Consider the following 25,215-nt stretch of genomic DNA (forward strand, 5'->3'; position numbering starts at 1 on the left):
AGCCCGCCCAGGTTGTCCTGGACGGGCTGCATATTGCGCGGGCCGCTACTGGGCCCGGCGGGTTTAGTCACGGACGGTCTGCCCCCGGAAGTACTGCTCCCGACGTCGTTGTTGGTTTCGTCGCTGTCCTAGTGGCCTCGGATGATGCTGGCGATGGCGCCGGTTTTTTCGTTGAGCAGTACGTTGTCGGTGCGCTGGTGGTTGAAGTTGAACATGGCGGTGATTGAGCCTGCGGTGGCATCCGCGGAGGAGTCCCCGATCTGGCCGGTGTGCCAGTTGTCCTCGATGAACCGCAGAATCGAGGCCTGGTGGGTCTGGGTGTGGTCCACGAAGTTCTTCTTAGCGAGGGGGGAGATGACCACCAGCGGCTGGCGCGGGCCCGGGCCACAGCGGTCGGCGTAGCCTCCGGCCATCGGGATGCCCTTGTTATACGCATTCAGGCACCACGCGGCGTCATCGGCGGTGTTGGAGGAGTTCTTCACGGCTGGTACGACGTGGTCGTACCAGCCGTGAGAGTCGTCGTAGGCGAGGACGACGGCGGTGCTGTCCCAGTTTTTGGACTGCTGGATGGTGTTGACCTGGGCGGCGATGAATTTCTGTTCGTCGATCGGGTCAGAGTAACCGGCGTGGCCGTCCTGGTAGTTGGCGGCCTTGAGAAATGAGACTGCCGGCATGTTCTCGGAATTGACGACCTTGCTGAAGTCAGCCGTGTCGTACTGGTGGTTGGCTTAGCCGTTGTGGCCGATCTCCGCGTCGCTGGCCGGAGCCAGATGGTGGGGGTTGGCCGTCGACTTGAAGTACTGGAAGGGCTGGTGGTGCGGGTTGTAGTCCGTCACCGAGGCGCCGGCCGCGTTTGTGTGGGAGGCCCCGCAGGAGGCGGGCGTCGTGGCGGTGGCGGGGGCCGTCGGGGCGAAGCCGCCCTGGAACCAACCCCAGCTAACGCCCTTGTCGTTGAGCAGGTCGCCGATGTTCTTGCTGCTCATGCCGGCCAGGTTATAGCTGGTGGTGTGGCTCTTGTTGGAACAATCGTCATAGACCGGGTCGGGGTCGTTGATCATCGTGCCTACGCCGTTGGCGTCAGGAGCACGGACCGTGTAATCACTTGCCGCCGGCTTGACAGGCTGGCCGGCTGCGGTCAATTCGCTCACGCTATGCGTCTGTCCCGAGACCAGGTTCAGCGCGCCCGGGCTCGACGGTCCGAAGCCGGTGCTGAAATGGGAGTCGCTCATGGAGTAGTTCTGGGCGTAGTTCCAGATCCCGGTGACGGTGTTGCCGTCGTAGTAAACCATGGTCAGCCCCGGCCGGCCGTACTGCCCGGAGAAACACAGCAGGGCTCGGGAATCCCCGCGGCCTCGTTCACGGCGGCGACGGACACGCCCAAGGACATCGCCACCCTGGCACACGACAACCTGCTCGCACCGAGTAACCCGAACTCCGTCCAGCCGGCCCGGTTCTCGCGGTCCCAAGCGGTCACCTGTGACCAGGACCATGAGTACACCTCGGAGCAGAAGGCCTACAACGGCGGTCTCATGAACAAGTTCGTGGAAAACACCAGCAAGGACGCCTGCGGCGCGGGCCGTGACCTGCCATTAGACGGTATAGATGCCCGGGCTGCCGGGACCGGGAACGGGTATTTCCAGGGCACGGTTCTCATGGGTGAGACGGGACGTGCCCAGGCTCCGGCTGCCGCTCGGGCCGGCGCAGCACCCGTCGGGGGTGGTGCCGGCCTGGCGGCGCATGGTGCGCAGGTAGAAGAACGAGGTCAGGGAGATGGCCGCTGCCGTTCCTGCGAGTGAATTCAATACTGTGTTCACGCACCGGGGTTCCCTTCGGGACGCGGTGCCGGGTGGCGCCGGTCGAAGTCTGCCGGCGCCGGGCGGAGGGCCTGGATCTGGGCCCGCAGCGTGGCCAGTTCCTGCTCCTGGTCGAATGTGGCGGGCTGGTCGCTGCGGCCGCGCATCATGAGCCACATCATCAGGCCCATGCCGACGGGGCAGACCAGGCGGGAAGGATGAGGAAAAACTGTTCACACCGTTGGTATTGCAGACAGAGATGGGCTCATTGATTGTCAGTGTCGCGCAGAAGCTCCAGTAGTTGTTCCCGCACCCCAGTGTCCAGGTCTTGTGTGTGAGGACAAGCGGATCACCATCGCTGCCCGGCACCGTGACGGGCACAGCCGGCGGTCAATCGCTGCGGAGCTGGGCCGGGCACCGCCCACCGTGAGCCGTGAACTGCGCTGGAACCGGAATCAGGCGGGACAGCGCCGTCCGCACTACGCGCAGAAGAAAGTGCGGACCCGAAGGCAGTGTCCGCGGCTGGCCAAAATTGCGGCCCTTCCCGAGCTGAAGGCCTATGTTCAGGCGAGGCATGACCGGTGGTGGGGCCTGGCTTAATCTGCCGGCAGCTCCGGAAGGCCTTCTCCGGACGCAAGGATTTGCACATCGCTCACGAGACGATCTACCAGGTACTCTGTGTCCAGGGCCGGGGCTAGCTGGCGTGAATTTCACGGGCCGGATGCTTCCTGGGCTTTCAGGAGTGGGGAGCGGGGTCGCTGAGGGCGTCTACAGGCCTCTGGCCGCCCAGGACTTGGGACGAAGTGACCGTCAACGCGCCGAAGTAGTTGTGGGCAATTTTCAGTTCGAGGGCCCTGGCGAACAACAGCACCACCACCACCCCTGGTCCCATGACCGATATTCCCGAGAATCTGCTGTGAGCTCATAGACGCCGGATTTTTCCTTCCGGGAGCTGGACATTGAGGGGCAGCACCATCTGTATGAACGCGACGCGACAGGCTCGTCGAGCAGTTCGTTGATCGAGGTCTGCCCTTCGAGTTCGCCACCATTGCTTCTCGCCAGGCATCGACCATATGTGGACGGCACTGGGGTCCCAAATCTTGGACACGCGTGCTGAGGATGCTGAAACCAAGCTTCCTGCGTCCTCAATAAACGATCGGTTGCTAGGACTACCGCGGGTGCTTTACCCGCCTCGCAGGCCCCCGGAAACCGGGGGGTCCTGCTGTCCCAATGATGTGTCTCACTCCCGGGGTACCTTGAACCCAAGGAAGCAAATCGGGTGGTGATGGCGATTTCATCGTGGTTGTCTGACATGGGGGTGTCAGGTTTCTGTGAAGTTGCGGCGCGTCCGCGGGCTGCCGTATTGCAGCGGCGGACACGCCTGTGGGATTATTTGGCCCGCTGCTACATTCCGGGGATCTGCTGGGCCTCGTGAACCTCGATTTCGCAGCCGCCCGGCATGTTCAGGTGCGGGTGCACCTTGGCGAGTTCCACGGCTGCCTCGAGGTTGTCGGCCTCGATGATGCTGTATCCAGCGACCTCACGCTGGCTCGGTGCCGTGGCCCCGTCGGCAGAAACGCGGACACCGTTGGCCAGGGGCGTGCCGAAATCGATCAGGCCGTTACCGACCTTGCCCGCCCAGGCGTTCCACTGCTCCATAACGGCGGCCATGTCTTCGGACGCCGGCGGCGCGGCTTCTGCGGGGGTCATCGGGGCGTGGTAGATGAAGATGAACTTGGACATGTTGTTCCTACTTTCCTTGGTTTTCATACGGGTTACTGGGGTGGAGAACTCTAGGCGGTTACGGATCGGCCGGTGAACCCGATGAGGCGCTCAAGGCTCCCGGCGCTCTCGGCGACGGGCTGGGCAGCGGCGAAGCTGCCGCTGGCGCGGACCTGCTCGGAGATGGTCAGCCGGGCAAGGCCCTGGACGTAGTCGGTGACGACGTCGGACACGACGAGTTCCTCGCCGGTGGCCGTCGCGAAGTCCCACGCGTGCACGAGCAGCTCAAGGTTGATGATGCCGGCCACGACGGTGGCCGGGAGTTCAGCAAAGCCCATGTCGATGGTGCCGTCGGTACCACGCCGGGTGAAGGCTTCCAGCGTGGACTGCGCCAATCCGGCTATGCGCACCTCGGGAACGGCATCCGCGTGGTCTGTCACGTCCGCGCCGAGTGCGCCGCCGATCTGCCGCAGCGACCCGGCCAGGTGCTCCAGCAGTTCGTGGGCGGTGAAGTCAGCGCAGGGGGTTGCTTTCTCCCGGTCCGCCGGGGTGAGATTACGCAGCACGCCCAGGAGCACGGCCAAGGACGCATCGGCCGAGCTGAGGGGATCGATCCCCTCGGGAGCGGCGGACCACTCGTCCGGGCCGGCACCGGCAGCGGTGGAGGTTTCGGCGATCAGGCGGCCGAGGTAGTGGTTCCAGCCCTCGGCGTGCGCTGTGGCCTGTTCGGCGGTGAGTCCGTCGTGGACCAGACGCAGCGAGGTGCCCTCGGCATCGGGCTCCAGCGTGATTGTCACTGTGGACGCACCGGGCGCCAGATCCATCCCGGATTCCCAGCCCCACGTGAAGACGACGCGCTTGCCCGGCTCGATCTCCTGGAAAGTGCCGGTCGCGTGGTGGCCGGGTGTGACCGTCCAGCGGTACTCTCCGCCGATCCTCAGGTCAACACGGGCGGCCACCGTCTGCCAGCGGCGCAGACGCTCCGGCTCGGTAATCAGGGCAAACGCCTCGTCGGCGCCGACGGGCAGGTGGACGGTTTTATCGAAGCTCATGTGAAGCGTCCTTTGTTTTGAAGCGGAGTTTCCGACTCGGTCATGTGATGTTGCGGGGGCCCTTGACGCTGGGCGGCCAGCTCGGCGGCATCCGATGCCAGCAGATCCAGTTCGTCGGTCCAGAACTGCTCGACAAGATCACGCAGCCGGCCCATGCCCCCGGGGTCGAGCCTGTAGTACCTGTTCCGCCCCTCTTTCCGGGCAGCCACCAGCCCGGCCTGCTCCAGCAACAGCAGATGCTGGGAGACCGCAGAGCGGCTCACCGTGAATTGAGCGGCCAGCTCACCTACCGCTTGTTCCCGGCGTGCCAGAAGATGCAGCAGCCGGCGCCGATTCGGCTCCGCGGCTATCTCCAAGGCATCCAACACAAGAAATACGTTAGTGTACGCTAACGTATTGCGCAAGGCCCCGGGAAACCCGGAACGAAGCCCGTTGACAGCGACGCCTCGCCCAGCCCGTGGTCCTCCGGCACGAGGCGCGAAGGCCAGGCGCTATTTGGCAAGGTCTTGCCGATTAGCGAGTTGCGTAACGCGACCCAAAGGGCCGTCGGGGAGATTCCGTGACTGACTGGCTCCAATACCGACGGCCAGCCGGTCAAGCGCCGTGGCAGGATCACTGTTCAGTGCGCGGAAGGGCCAGTTTTCCCGTGGCACTGATCTCAGACTCCACTGCGTGAACAGGGCAGAGTAGGGGGACGCAAACGCGTCATGACCGAGGCCAAGATCCGCTCAGCCCGGAAGCTCCTCAGTCAGGGAACACCGCCAAAGGAAGTTGCCGCCAGCCTTGGGGTCTCGGTGCCCACCCTGTACCGCTGGGTCCCAGCAAAGGACGCCTCAGCAGCTGCAGCCCCGTAGCGTGCTTTTGGTGCAGGCGACTATTGAACAAATGCATGACAGTGCACGGGACTTCTGACAACCCGATGTCAACAGTCCTCTGCACTCGCCCCGTTCTACTGCGGGATCCAGTGCAGACGACTTCTGAAACTAACAATTTAGAAGAGCACATTACGGGGCGCTGAAGCGGCCGGTGGAGGACCGGCTTGCGGACAGAGCCGCAGCTGAAAAAAGTACGGCCCGCGTGTATTCAATTTCGGGTCGTCAGGGACCCTTCCCCCTCGGAGAGACTCTGGCATTGGCGCGTGTCCAAGTAACGATTCTTGGACAGCGTCGAGTACTTTTGCTTTCGGGGCTCGCCTTGAAAATCCGGCGAAAGCGACTGACACTCCCATATGCCGAGGACCGGAGGAAGACGTGCCCCAATTAAGAATACTGATCTGGGCTTAGATACGTAATCAATTGGCCCGAGTCGCGACCCCAAGTTCAATGGCCTGCAGGGAAGTCAGTCAAGTCGCAATGGTGTCCGTAGTCGGTTCCCATACAGAATGATGCCTGCTTTCTGGTCGCCCGCTCAGGGGGCGCGGTTTCTAGCGGTCGACGCAACAGATGCGTGAAATCGGGGCATAGTCCCGGTGTTTTGAGGCTACGGCTAAGCGGCCGACGGCGCTTTGCGTTCCGCTTTGAATCGTGCTGCCGGGGTGTCGTAGTCGAGAGTTTTCCGGGGCTGTTCGTTGAGTTCACGCATCACGTGGGAGACGTGCTCAACGCTGTGAACGGCGAGGTTGGTGCCCTTGGGGCGCCTCTCTGGTCAAATCGGATGCCGGTTATGCTTGGTTGCGACGGGTCCGGTGAGTGACTTTTCCGAAAGAACCGGTGTCGGGATGTGAGCCGGTCACGCCGGATTGTTGAGTCGTTCCCTGGTGTCCCGCCGGGCCCGTCGCTTGCCGGTCAAGGTCGGCGATCATTCTCCGAAACACGACTGTTGCGAGGCGTCGTTTCAGGGCTCGGAGTGCCTCTTTGCTGCTCTTGCCTTCGCTGCGTTTTCGGTCGTAGAAGACGCGCCCGGGGCTTGTTCTCATGCTGATCTGGGTGAGCGCGATGGTGTGGAGTGTGTAGTTCAGTTGTCTGTCGCCGCCTCGGGATAGCCGATGCCGGACCACGTCTCCAGATGACACTTCCCGGGGCGCGACACCGGCATAGGCGGCGAAGTGCGCTTCGGTAGCAAACCGGGTGACCGTGCCGGTGCGGGCGAGGATCTTGCCGGCGGTCAACTGGCCGATTCCCTGGATCGCCGTCAACGTGGACTGTGTGTCGGTCACGCGAGTGGTGATGTGGGCGGTGGCGGTGGTGATCCGTTTGTCAAGCCGGCGGATCTCGGCGACAAGGTCGGCTGCGATCAACCGGCGGGTCGCGGTCAAGCTCTCGATCGGTCGTACCCGACGCAGCAGGGCGGCAGCCGCGTCAGCGGTCAGGTTCCGGGGCGCCCCACCCATGACCAGCAGGTTCATTATCGCGTGCAACCGGTTCACGGTTTGCGTGCGAGCCCCCACCAAGTCATCGCGGTGCTCTGTAAGCACCTTCAATTCCGAGGCAGCAGCGTCAGACTGAACCGGCCGCAGCTTGGTCTGCTCGGCCCATGTGCCCGGCGCGCCGGCACCCCAGGTGAGGAACGTGTGGTATTTGCCGCAAAACCACACCACCTCGGGCGCGGGCAGCCGGCATGGTGGTTCCGCGGGGTCTGGGCTGGACATCTTGGTTCACTCTATAACGTTGTAAATCTAATGAGGCAGGGAATCTCCACGATTCCTGCAACGATGTACCCAGGCGTATTGCAGGGAGAAGGAAGCACCGATGGCTGTGACCATGAACGACGTTGCACGTGCCGCAGGCGTTTCGCTGAAGACCGTGTCCAATGTCCTCAACGACTACGAGTTCATCCGGCCCGGGACCAAGCAGAAGGTGCTTGATGCCATTGCCGAACTTGGCTACGAGGCCAATCTGACGGCCCGCAGTCTCCGCTCGGGCAAATCGCGGACGCTGGGGCTGGTCCTGTCCGATCTGTCTGCGCCGTACTACGCAGAACTGGCGTCCAAGCTGATGACTGTCGCCTCCGCGCGGGGCTACCGGGTTCTCGTGGAGCAGTCGGCCGCCACTGCGGAGAACGAACTGAACGCGCTGCAGGGCCCCTTCCGCCAGCTGACGGACGGTCTCCTGTTCACACCGCTTGCCCTGGAAGCCGATGCCATCGCAGAACGCCGCGGCACCAAGCCGTTAGTTATGCTCGGGGAGCATATTGCCGATCCCCGGTTTGACCTCGTCACCATGAAAAACGTGGAGGCCGCCCAGGCAGTCACGGCCCACCTGTTGGCGGGAGGCCGCCATCGGGTCGCAGTTGTCGGTGCGGCAGCGGACGACCGGGCGGGCAGCCGGGGGTTGCGCCTGACCGGCTACCGCAAGGCGCTGGCCGCCGCCGGCGTCAGATTTGACCCAGAGCTGGTGGTTCCCTGCGAGTGGCGCCGCGACGCCGGAGCTGCGGCAGTGCGCAGCCTGCTGGAGAGCGGTGTTCAGTTTGATGCGGTTTTCGGACTGAACGACGCCGTGGCGCTGGGAGCGATGCACGAGCTGCTGGTCCGCGGGGTGAAGGTACCGCAGGATGTGGCGCTCGCCGGCTTCGATGACATTGACGAGGCGCGTTTCGCCTCGCCGTCGCTCACCACCGTGGCGCCCGGGATGGATGAAATTGCTGAGCGGTCCATCGGGCTGCTGCTGGACCGGATCGAAGGTGTTGAATCTGGCCTTGACGGCATTCGTGTGGAGGCCGGGTTCGAACTCAAAGTCCGCCATTCCGCGCCATAGCCATTACCGCCAACCGCAGTCACAGCCCGGCACCGGGAATACTAGACCGTCAGGGCCCGCATGCTGTTGTTGCGCTTTTCATGCGTCAGTTCTGCCAGCCCCAGGGCCTCCAGGAGCGGGGGAAGGTACATGCCCAACCTGCCCCGGTAGCCCTTTCTCAGTCCGTACCAGCCGCCCACCGGATTCCCGGCGTCGCGGCCCCAGGCCTCAACGGTGCCGTCCGCCGCGGGCTTGTTTTCATCGGCAGCCCCCAGCGGAACCCAATCTCCTTGATCAACGAGCCACGCGTGCAAGTCGTCGATGGCCGCCAGATGATACTTCAGCGTGGTGGATCCGACCTGGCACACAAGCGCCGGAGGATCTGAGTTTTCGTCCCGGTACATGGAGTATTCGGAGGTGCCCGGAGCTGTTGTCAGAGTCCAGGGATCGTCTTTTGAACCAAGCGCCATGGTGTGTCCGCCTTCGATGTTCCGGGTAGCCGGGTGATGCCCTCAGCTTACCGAGGCGCCCGCACTTCCGCAGGAGTCAGGCATCGGAAATCTCAAGGAAACGGGACCGGCCTACGCTGGTCACAAAAGTGTTCCAAAACATCAAAACCCGCCGAGCTGGATATGCCCGACGTTTGGGGCTATAACCGAAGTAGCTGCCCCGACGTCCTCGGCTTTTTCTGAGCCTCGAGTGATCCGACGTCTGAATCTGCGCAGCACCCATAGTTGAAGGAGTATCAATGCATCTGTTGCCCCGTGAGCAGGAAAAACTCATGATCGTGGTCGCTGCCGACCTCGCGCGCCGTCGCCAGTCCCGGGGTCTGAAACTGAACTTTCCGGAGTCCGTGGCAATCCTCAGTTACGAACTGATCGAGGGAGCCCGCGACGGCAGGACAGTTGCGGATCTCATGAGCTACGGGACCACTCTGCTCACGCGCGGTGACGTCATGGAGGGTGTGCCGGAGATGATCCACGATGTCCAGATCGAAGCCACCTTCCCGGACGGCACCAAGCTCGTCACCGTCCACGACCCGATCCGATAGGGGAGCCCCGATGATTCCAGGAGAGTACGTTCTCAGCCCCGAACCGGTCGTCTGCAACGCCGGGCGCGAGGCGATCGCCGTCGAGGTTGTCAACACCGGTGACCGCCCGGTCCAGGTGGGCTCGCACTACCACTTTGCCGAAGCCAACGCAGCGCTGAACTTTGACCGCGCGGCAGCGCACGGCCGCCGGCTGGACATTCCCGCAGGTACCGCGGCCCGCTTCGAACCGGGGGACCGCAAGACCATCCGGCTCATCGAATTGGCCGGCAGCCGTGAGGTGTACGGGCTCAGCGACGCGGTCAACGGAAAGCTCGACGGCGGGACGGCACCGGCCGCCAGCACAGCACCCGACGCCGGCACGGCACCTGCTACTGCCACGGCAACCGCCACGGCTGAAGGGACCGGAAAATGAGCTTTGAACTCTCCCGCACGCAGTACTCGGACCTGTACGGCCCTACCACCGGTGATGCCATACGCCTGGCCGACACCGAACTCTTCCTTGAGGTTGAGAAGGACCTCACCCTCTATGGCGAGGAGGTGGTGTTCGGCGGCGGCAAAGTGATCCGCGACGGCATGGGCCAGAACGGCCAGCTGACCCGGGACGAGGATGTGCCTGACACCGTGATCACCAACGTGGTGGTGCTGGACTACACCGGCATCTACAAAGCCGACGTGGCGCTCAGGGACGGCCATATCTTCAGGATCGGCAAGGCCGGCAACCCTCAGATCACCGACGGCGTGGACATCGTGATCGGCGCCAGCACGGAGATCATTGCCGGCGAGCGGAAGATCCTGACGGCCGGCGGCATCGACACCCACATCCACTACATTTCCCCGGACCAGGTGCCCACGGCACTGTGCAGCGGCGTCACCACCATGGTGGGCGGCGGCACGGGGCCGGCCGACGGCACCAAGGCCACCACCGTGACCCCCGGCAAATGGCACATCTCCCGCATGCTGCAGGCTGCCGAAGGACTGCCCATCAACATCGGCATCCTGGGCAAGGGGCACGCCTCCGCCGTCGAGCCGCTGGCTGAACAGATCAGGGCAGGCGCCATCGGTTTGAAGGTCCATGAGGACTGGGGCGCCACCACCTCGTCCATCGACATGTCGCTCAAGGTGGCAGACGAGTACGACGTCCAGGTGGCCATCCATACAGACACGCTGAACGAGTGCGGCTTCGTGGAAGACACCATCAAGGCCATTGCCGGCAGGGTCATCCACACGTTCCACACCGAAGGCGCCGGCGGCGGCCACGCCCCGGACATCATCAAAATCGCGGGTCTGCCCAACGTACTCCCGGCATCCACCAACCCCACCCTGCCGTACACCCGCAACACCATCGAAGAGCACCTGGACATGCTGATGGTGTGCCACCACCTGAATCCGGACATCCCGGAGGACGTGGCGTTCGCCGACTCGCGCATCCGCGCCGAGACCATCGCCGCCGAGGACGTGCTGCAGGACATGGGCATTTTCGCCATCACCTCCTCGGACTCGCAGGCCATGGGCCGCGTGGGCGAGGTGGTCACCCGCACCTGGCAGGTGGCTGACAAGATGAAAAAGCAGCGCGGCGTCCTGAAGGACCCCGACGGCGGGGCTCACGGTTCTGTTCTTGGAGCAGGCCAGGAAAGCGACAACTTCCGCTTGAAACGGTATGTGGCGAAATACACCATCAACCCGGCCATCGCGCAGGGCATGGCGGACTCCATCGGCTCCATCGAGGTGGGCAAGTTCGCGGACCTGGTGCTGTGGGACCCGGCGTTCTTCGGCGTCAAGCCGGAGCTGGTGCTCAAGGGCGGGCAGATCGCCTACGCCCTGATGGGGGACGCCAACGCCTCCATTCCCACCCCTCAGCCGCGCACCATGCGCCCAATGTTCGCCACCTACGGGAAGGCGCTGGCACAGTCCTCCATCACCTTCCTGTCCAAGGCCGCCATTGAGGCCGGTGTTCCGGCTGAGCTGGGCCTGGAGCGGATCATCCGGCCCGTTTCCGGGATCCGCACGCTCACCAAATCCGAGCTGAAATACAACGGCGAAACCCCGGACATTGTGGTGGATCCGGAAACGTACAAGGTCACGGTGGACGGACAGGAAGTCACCTGTGAACCCTCCGATGTGCTGCCCATGGCGCAGCGCTACTTCCTCTTCTAAGCCTTTCAGGAGGACAACATGATTATCGAAAAAATCCTGGGCAACCTGCACGAATTGCCGGCGCCTGAAGCCGAAGCCTTCGCCGGCCTCCACCAGGAAAAGGTAGTGCTCCCCAGCGCCCAACTGGTCAAGCGCATCCAGCGGGTCACCACGGACCATGGCAAGGAATTGGGCATCCGGCTGCCTGCGGGTTCCGGGGACCTGCGCGACGGCGACATCCTGCATGTGGCCGAGGCCAACATGATTGTGGTCTCGGTACTGCCCACTGACGTCCTGGTGATCGCGCCGCGGACCATCCACGAAATGGGCGTGGTGGCCCATTCCCTGGGCAACCGGCACCTGCAGGCACAGTTCTTTGGCTCCTCCTCGGAGTACGCTGCCGAGGTGATGGTGTGCCAGTACGACCACACGGTGGAGGACTACCTCAAACACGTCGACGTCCCCTACAACCGCCGGGAGCGGGTCATGCCGGTGCCCTTCCGCCATGCCGAACACACGCACTGAGCCCGTGTCCTACCAGCTCGCCCTGCAGCAGCTGACCGATTCCGCGTTGCCCACCGGGGCGTTTGCACACTCGCTCGGCTTCGAGACCTACATCGATCGCGGGATGGTGCATAACGAGGGCACCTTCGGGACCTGGCTGACTGCCTTTATCGGCCAGCAGCTGACGTACTCCGACGCGCTGGCCATCCGGTTGATGTACGAGGGTCACGGACTCGAGGAGCTGGATGGATTGATGACGGCCCAGTTGCTGCCCCGCCAGCTGCGCGAGGCCAGCATCAAGATGGGCACCCGGCTGCTGGAAATCGGCGGCGAGGTGTTCCCGTCTGCGGAGCTGGAGCAGTACCGGCAGCTGGTGGGCACCGGCCGCGCCGCCGGCCATCAGCCGCTTGCGTTCGCCGTCGTCGCGCGCTCGCTGGGCGTCCCGCTGCCAGAGGCCCTCACCGCATACCTTTTCGCCGCGGTCACCTCGTTGACACAGAACGCCGTCCGCGCCATCCCGCTGGGCCAGAACGCGGGCCAGCGGGTGCTGCGCCAGGCGTCCGACGACGTCGCTGCCGCCGTCGAGCACGTACGCGGGCTGACGCTGGACGACTTTGGGGCCGTGAGTCCCGGACTTGAAATTTCACAGATGCGGCACGAGCGACAACGCGCCCGCATGTTCATGAGCTAACACTATTCAGGAGGACACATGTCTGAACCCATCAAGATCGGCATCGGCGGCCCGGTAGGCGCCGGCAAAACCCAGCTGGTGGAACGCCTCACCCGGCACCTGAGCCGGGAAATCTCCGTGGCTGCCATCACCAACGACATCTACACCATCGAGGACGCCAAGATCCTGGCCGCCAACGGCATTCTGCCGCTGGACCGGATCATCGGCGTCGAAACCGGCGGCTGCCCGCACACTGCCATCCGTGAAGACACCTCGATGAACGACGCAGCCATTGCCGAGCTCAAGGAACGCCACCCGGACCTGCAGGTGATCTTCGTGGAATCCGGCGGGGACAACCTCTCCGCCACCTTCAGTCCCGAGCTGGTGGACTTCTCCATCTACATCATCGACGTCGCCCAGGGGGAAAAGATCCCGCGCAAAGCCGGCCAAGGCATGATCAAGGCCGATCTGTTCATCATCAACAAAACGGACCTGGCTCCGCACGTTGGAGCGGACCTCTCCGTCATGGAGCGGGACTCGCGCGAATTCAGGGGCGAGAAGCCGTTCTGCTTCACCAACCTCAAGACGGACGAGGGGCTGGACAAGGTGATCGAGTGGATGCGGCGCGATGTCCTGATGCTCGACCTCGCGTGAAGACGATCCTCGACTTGGGTCCGGCTGCTGATGCCCGACCCGGCGCCGCGCCTATGGGGGAGCTCACCTTGCGCATCGGTCAGCGGGCGGGACGGTCAGTGGCCGTGCGTCAGTTTCACCGGGGCGCCTTGAGGGTTTTGCGGCCGCATTACCTGGATCAGAGCGGGCAGGTTTGTTATGTGATGATCAATCCTGGCGGGGCTTATCTTGGGGCTGATCTTTACCTTATTGACGTTGAGGTGGAGGCGGGGGCGAAGCTGCTATTGACCACGCAGTCGGCTACCAAGATCTACCGCACTCCGGGGTCGTTTGCCGAGCAACGGATGAATTTGCGGCTGGGGGAGGGCTCGCAGTTGGAGCTTGCACCGGACCAGCTGATCGCCTACCGGGAGGCCAGCTACCGGCAGAACACCCACATCACTGTGCGCCCGTCGTCGAGCCTCATCATGGCTGAAGTCATTACACCGGGCTGGTCGCCGGACGGCACGGCGTTCCTGTACGAGGAACTGCGGCTGCGGAACCAAATCCAGGTGGAAACCGCGCACCCTGAAGGGACCGCGGGGTCCACGCTGCTGGCCCTGGACAACCTGCTCATCCGTCCCACCGCCACGGACGTGACCGGCATGGCTTTTATGGAAGGGTACAGCCATCTGGGCTCACTGATTGTGGTGGATCCGCGCGTGGACCAGGCGCTCGCGGACGAACTCCACGCGCTCACCACCGGGCACCGCGCCTACACCGGTGTGTCCCTCACCCCGAGCATCGGCGGCACCACGGGGCTCGTCCTGCGGTCCCTTTCCAACAGCACAGAAGAACTCAACCGCTTGCTCGGCGCCTGCACAAGCCTCCTTCGGGAACGCTGGTATGGCCGGGAGCCCCTGAACCTGAGGAAGTACTGAATGGCAACGCTGGCAGAATTTGCCACCATGTACCGGCAGCGGGAGTACCTTCCGCTGAAGACCCGTCTGCTCTTCACCTTCGGTGCCGTCGCCGTATTGCACGCGGCCGCCGTCGTACTTCTGATTGCCGGCGTCAGGGGATTCGGAATCCTTCCCTCCGGGACCACGGATGGCGGACAACCGCTCGCTCTGGGCTTGGTGCTGACGGCGTACCTGGCCGGCATCAAACACAGCTACGACTGGGACCACATCGCCGCGATTGACAACTCCACCCGCAAGTTCGTGGCGCAGGGGAAGGACCCGGTGAGCGTGGGCTTCGCGTTCAGCCTGGGCCACAGCTCCGTGGTGATCCTGTCCGGCGTCCTGGTGGTTGCCGGCGCCTCGGTAATTGGGCAGTTCATGCAGGAAGGCACCACCGGCAATCTGGTGCTGGGCCTGATCGGCAGCGGCGTTTCCGGGCTGTTCCTGCTGGCCATGGGGGTATTCAACGGATCGGCGTTCTTGCGCGCGGCGCAGGTGTACCGGAAGGCGCAGGGCGGCGGCAGAATCGCCGTCGAAGATCTCGAAGCAACGGGCTTCATTGCGAGGCTGCTCACCAAACCGCTGGCGAGGGTGCAGCGCCCGCGGAACATCTACGTGATCGGGTTCCTGTTCGGGCTGGGTTTTGATACCGCCACTACCATCGGCCTGCTGGTGGTGACGACGGCGGCCGCGCTGGCCGGCGTTTCGCCGCTCGCCCTCATGGCCCTCCCGCTCGCGTTCACAGCCGCCATGACGCTCTGCGATTCCCTGAATGGTGTGGCCATGATGCGGATGTACAGCTCCGCCATCCTCAGCCCTCAGCGGAAACTCGGCTTCAACGCCCTGATTACTGGAATTTCAGCACTGTCCGCCCTGTTCGTCTCGGTCATCACCCTGGGCGGCTTCTTCAACGCAGCGTTCGGGCTGCAGGATCCTGTGACTACCTGGCTCGGCGGCATTGACCTGGGCGAAGCAGGGCTTCTGCTCGTGGCCGTGCTGCTGGCCGTGTGGGGAGCGGCTGCAGTGTGGGGTTCGGCTGCGCTGCGGCGTCGGGTACGCAGGGCCTGAAGCACCTCGTGAAGGGGGCCCGCTCTGCGCCTGAGGGCCGCTCAAGTGCGCATGCCAGGTCCGCTAGTGGTTGGTCTTGACCTTCAACGGACTCCGGCGTTGGCCGTATCCTGATGCCCCGGGACACCGGCCAGCAGCTCTTCGGCCGTTGGCGGGTTGGCTCCCGGGCGGCTCACTGTTATGGCCGCGGCCATTGATGCCATCCAGCCCATGTTTTCCATTGCGGGCAGCCCCACGCCGATATCTCCCTGGCCGTGTAGGTCGTGCTGACTGGCGTGGCGACAGGGCTGTCCAGGGGCATGGTGGTGTTGACGCCCCGGTACGCAGTCCCTCCGGCGCCCCACTTCACGGCTGCACTCAATGCCCAGGCGTAACTTGCCGGGTCGGACGAGCCCACGACGTGATAGTAGGTGAACGCCCGTGCACCGGAGGTCGAGGAGCTGGTGATGCCCAGGGCGTTCACGATGGCGGTCCAGCCAGCCGGGACAGAAGCCATCGAGGGGTTCAGATCCGCGGTGGCGGATGTTGAGCCGCCGCTGTTGGTGGCGGTAAGTTTCGCCGTGTAGGTGCAGGCGGTGGAGTAGGTGTGCGTGGGGTTCTGCGCCGTTGACGCGGTGCCATCACCGAAGTCCCAGAACCATGAGGTCGGTGAGCTGGTCGAGGTGTCGCGGTGAAGGTCGCTGTGGGCGAAGGCGTCGCGGTCTATGTCGGCGTCGGAGTGGGCGACGGTGTCGCCGTTGTCGCCGTTGTGAATGGTGCCGTAATTGCAGCAGCTGTTGTCGAATTCGCCACGCGTCCCAGCTTGTTTGCGTCTTCAATCAGACCAAGCAGCCCATAATGGTTCGTGGCCTGCGCATATGCCCCCGTTACCACGTTGGCGCCATTCAACACGGTTGCAATATGGTTGTTGTCAGTAGTGTCATCTTCATCCCACGTGACGATAAGCAGTGAGTTGTGGGACTTTGCCCACTGGGCGTAGCCGTCAAGGTTGGTCTTCAGCCATGTATCTCCCGTAGCTATGGAACAGTCATGCATGCTATTGCAGTTGTTCGGCTCCACCATCGCAACTGTGGGCAATTGTGTAAAGTCTGTCGGGAAGTCGGTGAAGGGGTGACTTACGGTTGCTGGGTAGTTAGTCCAGTTCACCCATGGCGCATGGTGGATAACGTAGCCGTTAGTATCGCCGCCAAGATACCCGCTGGATGGGAGCCCTTCGGCATAGGCGCCGAACGTCTTACTCGCCGCAATAAGCTGGTGTGCGATGTTTTCGGTAGTGAATTGGTACGGCGCGCCAGTATTATCAACGACCCCCTGATTTGCCCCACCGAAGAAGTCCAGATAGTTCGGCTGTGAAGGGTGCGTTTCCGCATACATTTCAGTTAGGTTTGCGCCCGATCCGGCCAAGCTATTGATGTACGGCGCATTAGCACTACCGATAATATTCTGATAAGAGGTGTTTTCATAAGTCACAACAACAATGTGATCGAAAGCAGGAACCCCGGTCTCTGTGGGGGTCGGCGAAGGCGTCCCGGTCTCCGTCGGCGTCGGTGAAGGCGGCAAGTAGGTTATCAGGAGTTGCGGCGGATTGGCTGTCTCACGGGAGGCCAAGCTGCCTAGCACCCCTGCAGTTGTGTTCAGGCCGTAACTAACGGGGCCCGAGCCGGCGATGGAACTGACGGGCAAGGTTGCACCTACATACCCGCCGGTGGGCAGCATTCCCGATCGAGAAAGCTCCGCAGCTTGCCAATCAGGCTGGTTCGCATAGGTGACAGTCGTCTCCCCCCAGTCGTTACTGGATGGATGCACAATGAGGCTGCTGTTCACCGCTGACGTTGAATAGACCCTCAGACTCACATCCGTGATGCTGCTTCCGGTGGGCAGTGAAACGTCGAACCCTAACAAGACATGGTAGGAGTTATGCGAAACCGACAAGGACGTCGCAAGACCATAATTGCTGTCGGGCGAATGCTTGGAAACGTAGGTGTCGGCAACCGCGTTGAGCGTGAGGGTCGTTGATGCAGCGACTGCCCGCACGGGGACGAGGCCAAGAGCCACCAGGCCGGCCAAAGCCACCGTCGTGAGCAAAGCGAGGATATGACGTCTCGGCATGGCATTCCCTTCACCGGACCGTAATTCCGAGACCTTACCTTTGAACTCTGTCCGCGTGAAGCGCCACTGTCAAGAGGTTGGCTCATGAAGTTAACTGGCCCTCCGCATTGGGGATCCTTAGGCCACCCTAACCGTGGCTAAATGCGAAGGCCGGTATGGCAGCCCCCGTATTTGTCATCTCCGATGGCGGTGAGTAGCGCGGTGCTGACCCCCGGCCGCCCGAGTCCGTACGCAACGTTTGCCGGCGATCCACCGGGGTATTCAGTGTGCCGTTCGGGGGAACTGACAACATCGATGAGGGCTTCGCCGACGACGAGTCCGTCCGCAACGTTTGCCGGCCGAGAGGGGCCGGTGCATTTTGCTGTCTTTCTTGGAGCCGTCCGCGGACCTGCAGGCAGGTCCGCGGACGGAGAACGGGCGGGGATAGTAGAAGGTGCCGGGCCGCTCAGCCTGTGGCGGCACTCGTCATGATGGCCACCGCGTCGGTCATGCTGTGCGGCTGCGGCGTGATGGTCGCAGCGCACTTGCCGAGGCGTTGAATGTGCATTCTGTCCGCCAGAACAGGGTCGCGAAGATGATGGGCGAGCTCGCCGAACAAGTGCGCAGGGAGCCGGGCAATGAGCTCTTTCTGGCCACACGCGTGAATCCAACCCCCGGGAGTACTTCGTTTTCGAGGTCTACCGGGACGAGGCAGCCTCCCAGGAACACATCAGTGCCGACTACGGCAGGGACTGACTTCCAGCCGGGCAGCTGGTGGAGGGCTGGAAGGGCCTGGCCGCGTTCGTGGCCGATGCCTTCCCGCCGGACCTGAACTGGGACAAGACCATCAAACCTGGCCTTGACGCAACCCTGGTGACGCTGTGGATCGGCCTGCTCGGTACCACGCTATCGGTGCCCAGCGCATTGTTGCTCGCCGCGCTTGCCGCCAACACCACCACCCCGAACCGCCTGGTGTACCAGGCGGCCAGGTCCGTACTGTCCTTCTTCCGCGCCGTCCCGGACATCGTGTTCGCGCTGATCTTCGTGACGGCAGTTGGGCTCGGGCCGTTCGCTGGTGTGCTGGCCCTGATCTGCCACAACACCGGGGTGATGGGTAAGCTCTGGGCTGAGTCCATGGAAGAGATCGACGGCGGACCGCAGGAGGCTTTGCGTGCCGCCGGTGCCAACCGGGTCCAGCAAGTCGCGAATGCCACCCTGCCCATGGTGGTGCCGCAGTTCGTGGGGCTGCTGCTGTACCGCTTCGATGTAAACGTCCGGTCCTCGCTTGTACTGGGGTTGGTGGGGGCAGGCGGCATCGGCCTGCTCATTAACCAGGCCATCAAGTCCTTCCGCTTCGATGCAATGCTCACGCACATCATCATCGTGCTGGTGCTGATCATCGTGGTGGATCAGTTTTCCGCGTGGATCCGCCGGCGGCTGGCTGCCTGAGGCATGGCAGCTGTTCACGGCGCCGTCGAGCGGCGGGACTTGCCGGACACACCGGCACCGGACGCACCGGCACCGGACGCACCGTCACCGGACGGGTATAGGGTTCTAGCAAATGGGCGGCTACAGCGCCGGGCCGTCCATCCTGTCGCCGGCGCCGGGAGGGGCAATGAACATGACGAAAACGGATGTGGCATCACGGCTTGCTGGGGCGCTGGCGATCGTCATGGGCGCCGACGAGATCCCTTTGCGGCTGCGCGCCTGGGACGGCTCGGAAGCCGGCCCGGCGGGCGCCCCGGTCATCGAGTTCCGATCCCGGCGGGCCCTGCGCCGAATCCTGTGGTCGCCCGGGCAGCTCGGCCTGAGCCGCGCGTACGTGGCCGGGGAAATTGATGCTCCTGGCGACATCTTCGCGAGCTTCACCGCACTGAGCTCCGTCGGCAAGTTCGCCGAGGCCGGCCCGTTCCGCCCGCTGACGGCACGCGAACTCCTGACGTTGCTCAAGACTGCTGTCCGGCTCGGCGCGCTCGGACCGAATCCGGCCCCGCCGCCGGAGGAAGCGCACGTCGGCCGTCACGGCCGGCGTCATTCCAAGAACCGCGACTCCGCGGCGATCTCGCACCACTACGACGTCGGCAACGACTTTTACGCCCTCGTTCTTGGCCCGTCGATGGTCTATTCCTGCGCGGTGTGGAACGACGAGCGCACCGGTCTGGACGCCGCCCAGGACGCCAAACTCGATCTGGTCTGCCGCAAGCTGGGGCTGCAGCCCGGAATGCGGGTGCTGGATGTGGGCTGCGGCTGGGGCAGCTTTGCCCTCCATGCAGCGCAGCGCTACGGGGTCAACGTGGTCGGGGTGACGCTCTCCGCCGAGCAAGCGGAACTGGCACGCAAGCGGGTGGCCGACGCCGGGTTGACTGAACTCGTGGACATCCGGATCCAGGACTACCGGGATGTTGACGACGGTCCGTTCGATGCGATCAGCTCAATCGGCATGTCCGAGCACGTCGGCCGCGAGCAGACCCCGCACTACGTCTCGCAGCTTCACGGCCTGTTGCGGCCCGGGGGCCGGTTGCTTAACCACGCCATCTCCTGGAACGCCGGACCCACCAGCCCGGACCCTGACTCGTTCATCCCGCGGTATGTGTTTCCAGACGGCGAGATGCTTGGGCTCACCGAAATGATCGGCGCACTCGAATCCGGCGGACTGGAAGTGCTCGACGTCGAGGCTCTGCGCCCGCACTACGCGCTGACCCTCCGGGCCTGGGTGCGGAATCTGGAGGAACACTGGGATCAAGCCGTCAAGCTCACCAGCATTGGACGGGCCCGGGTGTGGCGGCTCTACATGGCCGCGAGTGCCCTGGGTTTCGAGGCTGGAATTACGGGCGTCAACCAGGTGCTGGTGCAGCGCCCCGGCGGCACCGGTGGCACAGGCGGCTCCGAACCGCCGCTGCGCCGGAACGGCTGGATCTGACGGGCCCGGTTTTCCAGCTGGGCGGATACTCCAGCTGGGCCGCAGCCTGTGGTTAGCTGCTGAGGTCCAGCTCGGTTCCCAGGCCCTGTTCGAGTGCCTTGTCGTAGAGTAGCCGGCCGATAGCGAGATCCTGGAGTCCGATGCCCACGGAATTGAACAGGGTGATTTCATCGTCGCCGGTTCGGCCAGGATGGGCACCGGCCGCAACATGGCCGATCTCCGCCACAACGTCGCCGAAGGACATGGCGCCTTCGCTGACCGGAATGATGAGTGCCCCTGACTTTTCGATCGCGGTTGAGAGGCTGTCCACGAAGACCCTGGCCCGCGCCATGCCTTCCGAGTCGATTTCGCGGTGGTCCGGACGGGGCCTGGAGCCCACCGCATTGAAGTGCTGTCCGGGGCGGAACCAGCGGCCCCGGACCACGGGCTCCGTAGCCGGAGTAAGGGTGCACACAACATCCGCGGATCGAACCACTTCCTCGGCGGACGCAGCCTGGACGACGTTCAGCCCGTGGTGCTCGATTGCCTGGCGGAACTTGAGGCTGGTATCGGCAGTCCTGGACCACACCACGATGTCCCTGATCGGCAGGACAGCCAGGATGGCTTGCACATGTGCCACCGCCAGGGCGCCCGCACCCACCAGGCCCAGTGTGGTGCTGCGGGGCCGGGCCAGCAGTTTTGTTGCCACAGCACTGGCCGCGGCGGTTCGCACACGGGTGGGGACACGCCCGTCAAGGATGGCCAGGGTCTCGCCGGTGATTTGCGAGACCAGCATGATGGTGGACCGCTGGGTGGGCAATCCAACATTCCTGTTGGCCGGAATATCGGACAGCAGTTTGACTGCAGCCAGCTGCTCGACGTCCGCGAGGGCACTCATCGGCAGGAACCGGGCATCGGATGAGGCCAGATGAAGGGAACTGGGCGCGGGCTGGCAGGCGGTGCCGCGCGCCATGTCGCCGAAGGCGCGTTCGACGGCGGCAATGGTAGCTGGCATATCAGCCAGTGAATCGAGTTGGGACGCGCTGAGGATGAGTGTCATGTGCAGGCCTTAGATGTGCTGAAACGAGGAGTGGGAACTTCCTCTTGCCGGGTGGCCAGGAGCCACGGCATACGGATGATCCGTGCAGATCCAAATCGTCTTTTGGTATCCCATCTTCGCTACTGATGAGACCGAAGAGGAAGACGGCTCTTGATATTGCTCGGAAATATAAGTGATTTACATCTCACTCATTGTCCACTATTATCATCTGGTATACAAGATTGGCGGCATTTCCCCAGCACTGACTCCGGCCTCATCACGCTCCGGATCTCCCCACAACCCAGGACAGTGATTCGAATGGCTCAAAATACTCCGTTGGCGCAAGAAGCCGTCCCAACAAAGCAACTGATCACGCGGAAGCATTGGGTGACGGTGATTGCCCTCTCAGCCATCATCTCCGTGGCCGCGGTGCTCATCGGCACGCACAAGTTCCAACTGGGCCCCGCCGCAGTTGTTCTCTTTCCCATTATTTGGGCGGTCGTCATTGGCGGGCTCGTAGGTACGCAGCGCATCCGCCCGCTGTCCGGTTCCAGCCGTGCCGTTGCCACGCTTCTGCTCGAAATCGGGATCATCGTTTTCCTCGCGCGGCTTGGCACCCAGATCGGCCCCTCACTGGGAAAGTTCGCGGAGATCGGCCCGGCAATCATGCTGCAGGAAGTGGGTCACATCTTCGGAACCGTGATCATTGCCCTGCCCGTCGCGGTAGCGCTGGGACTTGGCCGGGTGGCCATTGGCGCCACGTGGTCCATCGACCGCGAATCCTTCCTCGCCTACGCCATCCAGAAGTTCGGGGTCCGTTCCGGTGAGTACCGCGGAGTCTTTTCCGTGTGGCTGCTCGGCAGCCTGTTCGGTGCTGTGTTCATCTCGCTGCTGGCGGGCTTCCTCGGTGGCCTGGATATCTTCGATCCGCGGGCCCTCGCGCTTGGCCTGGGGCTTGGCTCTGCGTCCATGATGCTCGGCGGCGTAGGTGCGCTGTCCCTGCTGTATCCCGGGCAGGCCGGTGAAATCATGGCCCTCGCAGCGCTCTCCAACCTGGTGACCAACATCGTGGGGTTCTATGCAGGCGTTTTCCTCTCCCTGCCCATGTGCCGCGGCCTCTACAGGTTTTGGAGCCGAGTCCTGCGGAGGGATGACGATGGCCGGTCAACCCGCAAAGCGGAACCCAAGAACCGCCAGGCCGGCCCGGCCCGTGCCGAAAAGAAGGTCCAGCTTTCCGTGGAAATCGATCCGCCCCTGAAGATCACGCCAAAAGTCACGATTCTCGCGTACGCAATCGTGGGGGCATCGGCCTTGCTGATGAACTTTGCGGGAACCAGGAATTTTGCCGGATCGGATGTCCTCGGGATACTGGTCCTGCTGCTGCTCACGGGATTGTCTTTCCGGCTGTCCCGTCTACTGCCCTCGGTCCCATCGAGCGTTTGGGTACTGGCCATCACCACCATTCTGACCGCGCCGTTCCTGCCGACGGCAGGCCTGGTTGCAGAGCTCACGCAGCATCTTGACGTGATCCTGATCGGCCTGCCGGCCCTCACCCTGATCGGGCTGACCGTTGGCCGCGACATCGGCGCCCTGAGATCGTTGAGCTGGAAGATCGTTGTGGTCGCCTTGCTCACGTACAGCGCGTCGTTCATCGCAGCCGCGGCCCTGGGACAGCTGGTTCTCGGCGTCTAGGTGTATTGACCTGAGAGGTTAGTGACGCGGGTGACCGGTGGCTGACCTTTGAGTGAGGTGTGGCCTCGGTGATGATTGTAGTGATGGAGCCAGTCGGCGAAAGAATCAACACGCTCGGCCTCTGATCCATAGGGTTTTGCGTAAGCCCACTCATCGAGCATGGTGCGGTTGTAGCGCTCGACTTTGCCGTTGGTCTGGGGCCTGTAGGGCCGGGTGCGCTTGTGCTTGATAGCCGGGCCCAGGGCGTCTTTGAATGCGTAGGAGCGGTAGCAGGAGCCGTTGTCCGTCAGGACCCGTTTGACCACGATTCCGCAGGATTCGAAGTAGGCGTTGGCGCGTTCCCAGAACCCGGCCGCGGTGTCCTTTTTCTCATCGGCGAGGATCTCGGTGTAGGCCAGCCGGGAATGATCATCGACCGCGTTGTGCAGGAAGGCGTAGCCCGGTCTCCGGTTCGCCGCCGTGCCGGTCTTGTTCCGGTTGCCGGATGCCCTGCCCACCGTGCGGTGTCCGCCGCCGTCCGGGATACGTCCGAGTTTCTTGATGTCCACGTGGACAAGGTCTCCGGGGTTCTGGTGCTCGTAGCGGCGGATTACCCTCCCCGTGGCCCGGTCCAGCCACGACAGCCTTGCCAGTCCGAACCTGGAGAGGACCCGGTGCACCGTGGAGGGGTGGATACCCAGCAGGTAACCGATCCGGGCAGGGCCCCACCGGCGGTTCACTCTGAGCGCGACGATCCGCCGCTCCCGCCGCACGGACGTCCGGCCCGGGGAGCTGACGGGCCGGCTCGACCGGTCCTCCATCCCGTGCTCGCCGCGCTCCCGGTAGCGGCCAGCCCACCGCGCCGCGGTCGTCACCGAGACCTGGAACCGCTCAGCCGCCCGCCGCAGCGGCCACCCGTCCTCCACGACGCACTGGGCCAGCCGGAGCCTGCCCTTAGGCGTGAGGAGCGCATTAGCATGGGACATTGAAGACCTCCTTGTGGATCGGACTCTCGACAAGCCCCACTCCACCCGGAGGTCTTCTTTTTGTCACCTAACCACGCCGAGCGTTCCTAACGTCCGTGGTCAATACATCTAGGCATCTCGGCGTCTAGGAGATCCCTGGGTGCGCGGCTCCCGCTGCCGGGCTAGCGGGCCAGAACGAGTGCCGTTGGGGAGCCGCTGACCAGTCGGTCGGGGCCGGCGGCTCCGACCGGGAGGCCACTCGCCGGGTCGAGTGCAAAGGTAGTGACGTCGCCGGAACGTTCATGGGCAACATGGAGCCAGCGGTCGCGGACCAGGTGGTGCCGCGGCCAGTCGCCGCCGCTGGGGATGTCCGCCAGGGGCCGAAGCTGGGCACCGGCGTCCTCAACGGTGAGCACGCTGATCCGGTTCGAGCCACGGACTCCCGCATAGACGTGCCGGCCGTCTGGCGACAAGGCGATTTCCGCAGCTGCATCGTCCGGTAACGCGCCGCCGAAGGTGGCTGGTCCTTGGCTGGTCACTGCAAACTTCCCGGTTTCCGAGGAAGGTCGGACCACAAAAACCTCGATCGAGTACTCGGACACCACAAAGACGCTGCCGCCGGGATGCTGCACCAGGTGCCGGGGCCCGCTGCCTTCCGGCAGTATCACCTCATGATCCGGCACCAGCCCGGTGCCGGGGACGTAGCTCCATACCCGCAACAGATCGTGGCCAAGATCCGTGGTGATTACGCGGCCATCGGACAACACCAGGCTGGCATGTGCGCGGCTCGGCCGGCCGGCGTCGGGCTTTTCAGAGTCGTGGGTGGAACCTTCGCCTTCGTACGGGGCACGGGCGTAAGGGTCGATCGAAGGCGCGGCGGTGAAGCGGGTCGCAATGCCGCCGTCGTTGTGCAGTTCAGACAGAATGACCTGGCCGTCGCCCCAGCAGGCCACCACCAGGAACCGGCCGCCGGGATCAACTGCCACGTGGCACGCCGCCTCACCGGCTGGCCAGGCTTCACGGAAGGGTTCCAGCCCGAAGCGACCGGTACGGCGGAAGGCCTGGACCGTCTGGGCGCGCTCGCCCACGGCATATACCAGCGGCAGGGTGGGATGCACGGCAAGGAAAGACGGCGAATCGGTCTCTACCGCCGTGCCCAGCCACGCAACAGTCCCGTCAGCAGACGCGGAAACCGCGCCGATTCCCGTGCCGCAGCCGCCGCTGTCCGCGGTGTAGGAACCAGTCCAGATGAGGGCATCAGTGTCAGCGGGAGTCATGATCCCATCCTGCCAAGGATTGTTCGGCTGCGCGTGCA

At 63.8% G+C, this 25,215-nt stretch carries 28 protein-coding genes and 6 pseudogenes; 16 read left to right on the forward strand and 18 right to left on the reverse strand.

The window, feature by feature from the left end:
• Positions 1-128: 128 nt before the first annotated feature.
• Positions 129-1,289: pseudogene (locus ACQCST_RS02360) on the reverse strand (phospholipase C).
• On the opposite strand from ACQCST_RS02360, the pseudogene ACQCST_RS02365 reads away from it, so the two are divergent.
• Positions 1,215-1,547, forward strand: a pseudogene (locus ACQCST_RS02365) (alkaline phosphatase family protein); the annotation flags it as partial. The pseudogenes ACQCST_RS02360 and ACQCST_RS02365 overlap by 75 nt on opposite strands.
• Before the next feature lie 42 nt (positions 1,548-1,589).
• On the opposite strand, the gene ACQCST_RS02370 reads toward ACQCST_RS02365, so the two are convergent.
• Complete coding sequence (locus ACQCST_RS02370; RefSeq protein WP_426999226.1) at positions 1,590-1,814, reverse strand: hypothetical protein; 225 nt, start codon at positions 1,812-1,814, stop codon at positions 1,590-1,592.
• A complete protein-coding gene (locus ACQCST_RS02375; protein ID WP_426997766.1) occupies positions 1,811-1,975 on the reverse strand; it encodes a hypothetical protein in 165 nt (54 codons plus the stop codon). The genes ACQCST_RS02370 and ACQCST_RS02375 overlap by 4 nt, the downstream gene beginning before the upstream one ends.
• Positions 1,976-2,123: 148 nt before the next feature.
• On the opposite strand from ACQCST_RS02375, the gene ACQCST_RS02380 reads away from it, so the two are divergent.
• Positions 2,124-2,393, forward strand: coding sequence for a helix-turn-helix domain-containing protein (locus tag ACQCST_RS02380; RefSeq protein ID WP_426997767.1), 270 nt, complete (start codon positions 2,124-2,126; stop codon positions 2,391-2,393).
• A 136-nt stretch (positions 2,394-2,529) separates the two neighbouring features.
• Here ACQCST_RS02380 and ACQCST_RS02385 read toward each other — a convergent pair whose 3' ends face one another.
• The 4 genes from ACQCST_RS02385 to ACQCST_RS02400 form a co-directional block, all read right to left on the reverse strand.
• Positions 2,530-2,685 (reverse strand): hypothetical protein, encoded by a 156-nt coding sequence (locus tag ACQCST_RS02385; protein ID WP_426997768.1) that lies wholly within the window; start codon positions 2,683-2,685, stop codon positions 2,530-2,532.
• A 512-nt stretch (positions 2,686-3,197) separates the two neighbouring features.
• Positions 3,198-3,536, reverse strand: coding sequence for a YciI family protein (locus tag ACQCST_RS02390; RefSeq protein ID WP_426997769.1), 339 nt, complete (start codon positions 3,534-3,536; stop codon positions 3,198-3,200).
• Positions 3,537-3,586: 50 nt separating this feature from the next.
• Complete coding sequence (locus ACQCST_RS02395; RefSeq protein ID WP_426997770.1) at positions 3,587-4,567, reverse strand: TIGR03086 family metal-binding protein; 981 nt, start codon at positions 4,565-4,567, stop codon at positions 3,587-3,589.
• Positions 4,564-4,935: an ArsR/SmtB family transcription factor gene (locus tag ACQCST_RS02400; protein WP_426997771.1), complete on the reverse strand. Its 372-nt coding sequence runs from the start codon at positions 4,933-4,935 to the stop codon at positions 4,564-4,566. Before ACQCST_RS02400 ends, ACQCST_RS02395 begins: the two co-directional genes overlap by 4 nt.
• A 300-nt stretch (positions 4,936-5,235) precedes the next feature.
• On the opposite strand from ACQCST_RS02400, the gene ACQCST_RS02405 reads away from it, so the two are divergent.
• Complete coding sequence (locus tag ACQCST_RS02405; protein WP_426999053.1) at positions 5,236-5,421, forward strand: helix-turn-helix domain-containing protein; 186 nt, start codon at positions 5,236-5,238, stop codon at positions 5,419-5,421.
• 631 nt (positions 5,422-6,052) lie between these two features.
• On the opposite strand, the pseudogene ACQCST_RS02410 reads toward ACQCST_RS02405, so the two are convergent.
• Both ACQCST_RS02410 and ACQCST_RS02415 read right to left on the reverse strand, forming a co-directional pair.
• Positions 6,053-6,199 (reverse strand): annotated as a pseudogene (locus ACQCST_RS02410) (IS30 family transposase); the annotation flags it as partial.
• 28 nt (positions 6,200-6,227) lie between these two features.
• Positions 6,228-7,154, reverse strand: coding sequence for a transposase (locus tag ACQCST_RS02415; RefSeq protein ID WP_426997772.1), 927 nt, complete (start codon positions 7,152-7,154; stop codon positions 6,228-6,230).
• Positions 7,155-7,254: 100 nt separating this feature from the next.
• On the opposite strand from ACQCST_RS02415, the gene ACQCST_RS02420 reads away from it, so the two are divergent.
• Positions 7,255-8,259: a LacI family DNA-binding transcriptional regulator gene (locus tag ACQCST_RS02420; RefSeq protein ID WP_426997773.1), complete on the forward strand. Its 1,005-nt coding sequence runs from the start codon at positions 7,255-7,257 to the stop codon at positions 8,257-8,259.
• A gap of 41 nt (positions 8,260-8,300) precedes the next feature.
• On the opposite strand, the gene ACQCST_RS02425 is transcribed toward ACQCST_RS02420, so the two are convergent.
• Positions 8,301-8,708 carry a DUF6855 family protein gene (locus ACQCST_RS02425; protein ID WP_426997774.1) on the reverse strand — a complete coding sequence of 136 codons (408 nt, stop codon included), beginning with the start codon at positions 8,706-8,708 and terminating at the stop codon, positions 8,301-8,303.
• Positions 8,709-8,986: 278 nt separating this feature from the next.
• Between ACQCST_RS02425 and ACQCST_RS02430 the strand changes: the two genes are divergently transcribed.
• The 8 genes from ACQCST_RS02430 to ACQCST_RS02465 are packed head-to-tail and all read left to right on the forward strand — an operon-like array spanning position 8,987 to position 15,238.
• Positions 8,987-9,289 carry an urease subunit gamma gene (locus ACQCST_RS02430; protein WP_426997775.1) on the forward strand — a complete coding sequence of 101 codons (303 nt, stop codon included), beginning with the start codon at positions 8,987-8,989 and terminating at the stop codon, positions 9,287-9,289.
• A gap of 10 nt (positions 9,290-9,299) precedes the next feature.
• Entirely contained in the window at positions 9,300-9,701 is a 402-nt protein-coding gene (locus tag ACQCST_RS02435) for an urease subunit beta (protein ID WP_426997776.1), read from the forward strand.
• Positions 9,698-11,443: an urease subunit alpha gene (gene ureC, locus ACQCST_RS02440; protein WP_426997777.1), complete on the forward strand. Its 1,746-nt coding sequence runs from the start codon at positions 9,698-9,700 to the stop codon at positions 11,441-11,443. The genes ACQCST_RS02435 and ureC overlap by 4 nt, the downstream gene beginning before the upstream one ends.
• A gap of 18 nt (positions 11,444-11,461) precedes the next feature.
• Positions 11,462-11,947, forward strand: a complete 486-nt coding sequence (ureE, locus tag ACQCST_RS02445; RefSeq protein ID WP_426997778.1) for an urease accessory protein UreE — start codon at positions 11,462-11,464, stop codon at positions 11,945-11,947.
• Positions 11,928-12,617, forward strand: a complete 690-nt coding sequence (locus ACQCST_RS02450; protein WP_426997779.1) for an urease accessory protein UreF — start codon at positions 11,928-11,930, stop codon at positions 12,615-12,617. The genes ureE and ACQCST_RS02450 overlap by 20 nt, the downstream gene beginning before the upstream one ends.
• Positions 12,618-12,635: 18 nt before the next feature.
• A complete protein-coding gene (gene ureG, locus ACQCST_RS02455; RefSeq protein ID WP_426997780.1) occupies positions 12,636-13,250 on the forward strand; it encodes an urease accessory protein UreG in 615 nt (204 codons plus the stop codon).
• 53 nt (positions 13,251-13,303) lie between these two features.
• Positions 13,304-14,149: an urease accessory protein UreD gene (locus ACQCST_RS02460; protein ID WP_426999054.1), complete on the forward strand. Its 846-nt coding sequence runs from the start codon at positions 13,304-13,306 to the stop codon at positions 14,147-14,149.
• On the forward strand, positions 14,150-15,238 hold the full coding sequence (locus ACQCST_RS02465; protein WP_426997781.1) for a HoxN/HupN/NixA family nickel/cobalt transporter: 1,089 nt from the start codon (positions 14,150-14,152) through the stop codon (positions 15,236-15,238).
• An 83-nt stretch (positions 15,239-15,321) separates the two neighbouring features.
• On the opposite strand, the gene ACQCST_RS02470 is transcribed toward ACQCST_RS02465, so the two are convergent.
• Positions 15,322-15,474, reverse strand: a complete 153-nt coding sequence (locus ACQCST_RS02470) for a hypothetical protein (RefSeq protein ID WP_426997782.1) — start codon at positions 15,472-15,474, stop codon at positions 15,322-15,324.
• Positions 15,475-15,648: 174 nt separating this feature from the next.
• On the opposite strand from ACQCST_RS02470, the gene ACQCST_RS02475 reads away from it, so the two are divergent.
• Positions 15,649-15,804 carry a hypothetical protein gene (locus ACQCST_RS02475; RefSeq protein ID WP_426997783.1) on the forward strand — a complete coding sequence of 52 codons (156 nt, stop codon included), beginning with the start codon at positions 15,649-15,651 and terminating at the stop codon, positions 15,802-15,804.
• On the opposite strand, the pseudogene ACQCST_RS02480 reads toward ACQCST_RS02475, so the two are convergent.
• The 4 genes and pseudogenes from ACQCST_RS02480 to ACQCST_RS02495 all read right to left on the reverse strand — a co-directional run.
• A pseudogene (locus ACQCST_RS02480) lies at positions 15,804-15,992 on the reverse strand (PKD domain-containing protein); the annotation flags it as partial. The gene ACQCST_RS02475 and the pseudogene ACQCST_RS02480 sit on opposite strands and share 1 nt — an antisense overlap.
• Positions 15,941-17,347, reverse strand: coding sequence for an alkaline phosphatase family protein (locus tag ACQCST_RS02485; RefSeq protein ID WP_426997784.1), 1,407 nt, complete (start codon positions 17,345-17,347; stop codon positions 15,941-15,943). The gene ACQCST_RS02485 and the pseudogene ACQCST_RS02480, both read right to left, overlap by 52 nt.
• A 164-nt stretch (positions 17,348-17,511) precedes the next feature.
• Positions 17,512-17,745 (reverse strand): annotated as a pseudogene (locus tag ACQCST_RS02490) (PfkB family carbohydrate kinase); the annotation flags it as partial.
• A 47-nt stretch (positions 17,746-17,792) separates the two neighbouring features.
• Positions 17,793-17,906, reverse strand: a pseudogene (locus ACQCST_RS02495) (sugar ABC transporter ATP-binding protein); the annotation flags it as partial.
• Positions 17,907-18,100: 194 nt separating this feature from the next.
• Between ACQCST_RS02495 and phnE the strand changes: the two are divergent.
• Together phnE and ACQCST_RS02505 are read left to right on the forward strand one after the other, a co-directional pair.
• Positions 18,101-18,775 carry a phosphonate ABC transporter, permease protein PhnE gene (gene phnE / locus ACQCST_RS02500; RefSeq protein WP_426997785.1) on the forward strand — a complete coding sequence of 225 codons (675 nt, stop codon included), beginning with the start codon at positions 18,101-18,103 and terminating at the stop codon, positions 18,773-18,775.
• A 172-nt stretch (positions 18,776-18,947) separates the two neighbouring features.
• On the forward strand, positions 18,948-20,246 hold the full coding sequence (locus tag ACQCST_RS02505) for a class I SAM-dependent methyltransferase (RefSeq protein ID WP_426999055.1): 1,299 nt from the start codon (positions 18,948-18,950) through the stop codon (positions 20,244-20,246).
• 52 nt (positions 20,247-20,298) lie between these two features.
• Here the strand turns inward: ACQCST_RS02505 and ACQCST_RS02510 are convergent, their stop codons facing one another.
• Positions 20,299-21,285, reverse strand: coding sequence for an ornithine cyclodeaminase family protein (locus tag ACQCST_RS02510; RefSeq protein ID WP_426997786.1), 987 nt, complete (start codon positions 21,283-21,285; stop codon positions 20,299-20,301).
• Positions 21,286-21,582: 297 nt separating this feature from the next.
• On the opposite strand from ACQCST_RS02510, the gene ACQCST_RS02515 reads away from it, so the two are divergent.
• Complete coding sequence (locus ACQCST_RS02515; RefSeq protein ID WP_426997787.1) at positions 21,583-22,956, forward strand: DUF3100 domain-containing protein; 1,374 nt, start codon at positions 21,583-21,585, stop codon at positions 22,954-22,956.
• Here ACQCST_RS02515 and ACQCST_RS02520 read toward each other — a convergent pair.
• Both ACQCST_RS02520 and ACQCST_RS02525 read right to left on the reverse strand, forming a co-directional pair.
• On the reverse strand, positions 22,953-23,921 hold the full coding sequence (locus ACQCST_RS02520) for an IS481 family transposase (RefSeq protein WP_426996053.1): 969 nt from the start codon (positions 23,919-23,921) through the stop codon (positions 22,953-22,955). The two genes, ACQCST_RS02515 and ACQCST_RS02520, sit on opposite strands and share 4 nt — an antisense overlap.
• Positions 23,922-24,082: 161 nt before the next feature.
• Entirely contained in the window at positions 24,083-25,177 is a 1,095-nt protein-coding gene (locus ACQCST_RS02525) for a lactonase family protein (RefSeq protein WP_426997788.1), read from the reverse strand.
• Between the last annotated feature and the right edge of the window lie 38 nt (positions 25,178-25,215).

It is taken from the genome of Pseudarthrobacter sp. N5 (assembly GCF_050157035.1).
Classification (GTDB): Bacteria; Actinomycetota; Actinomycetes; order Actinomycetales; family Micrococcaceae; genus Arthrobacter.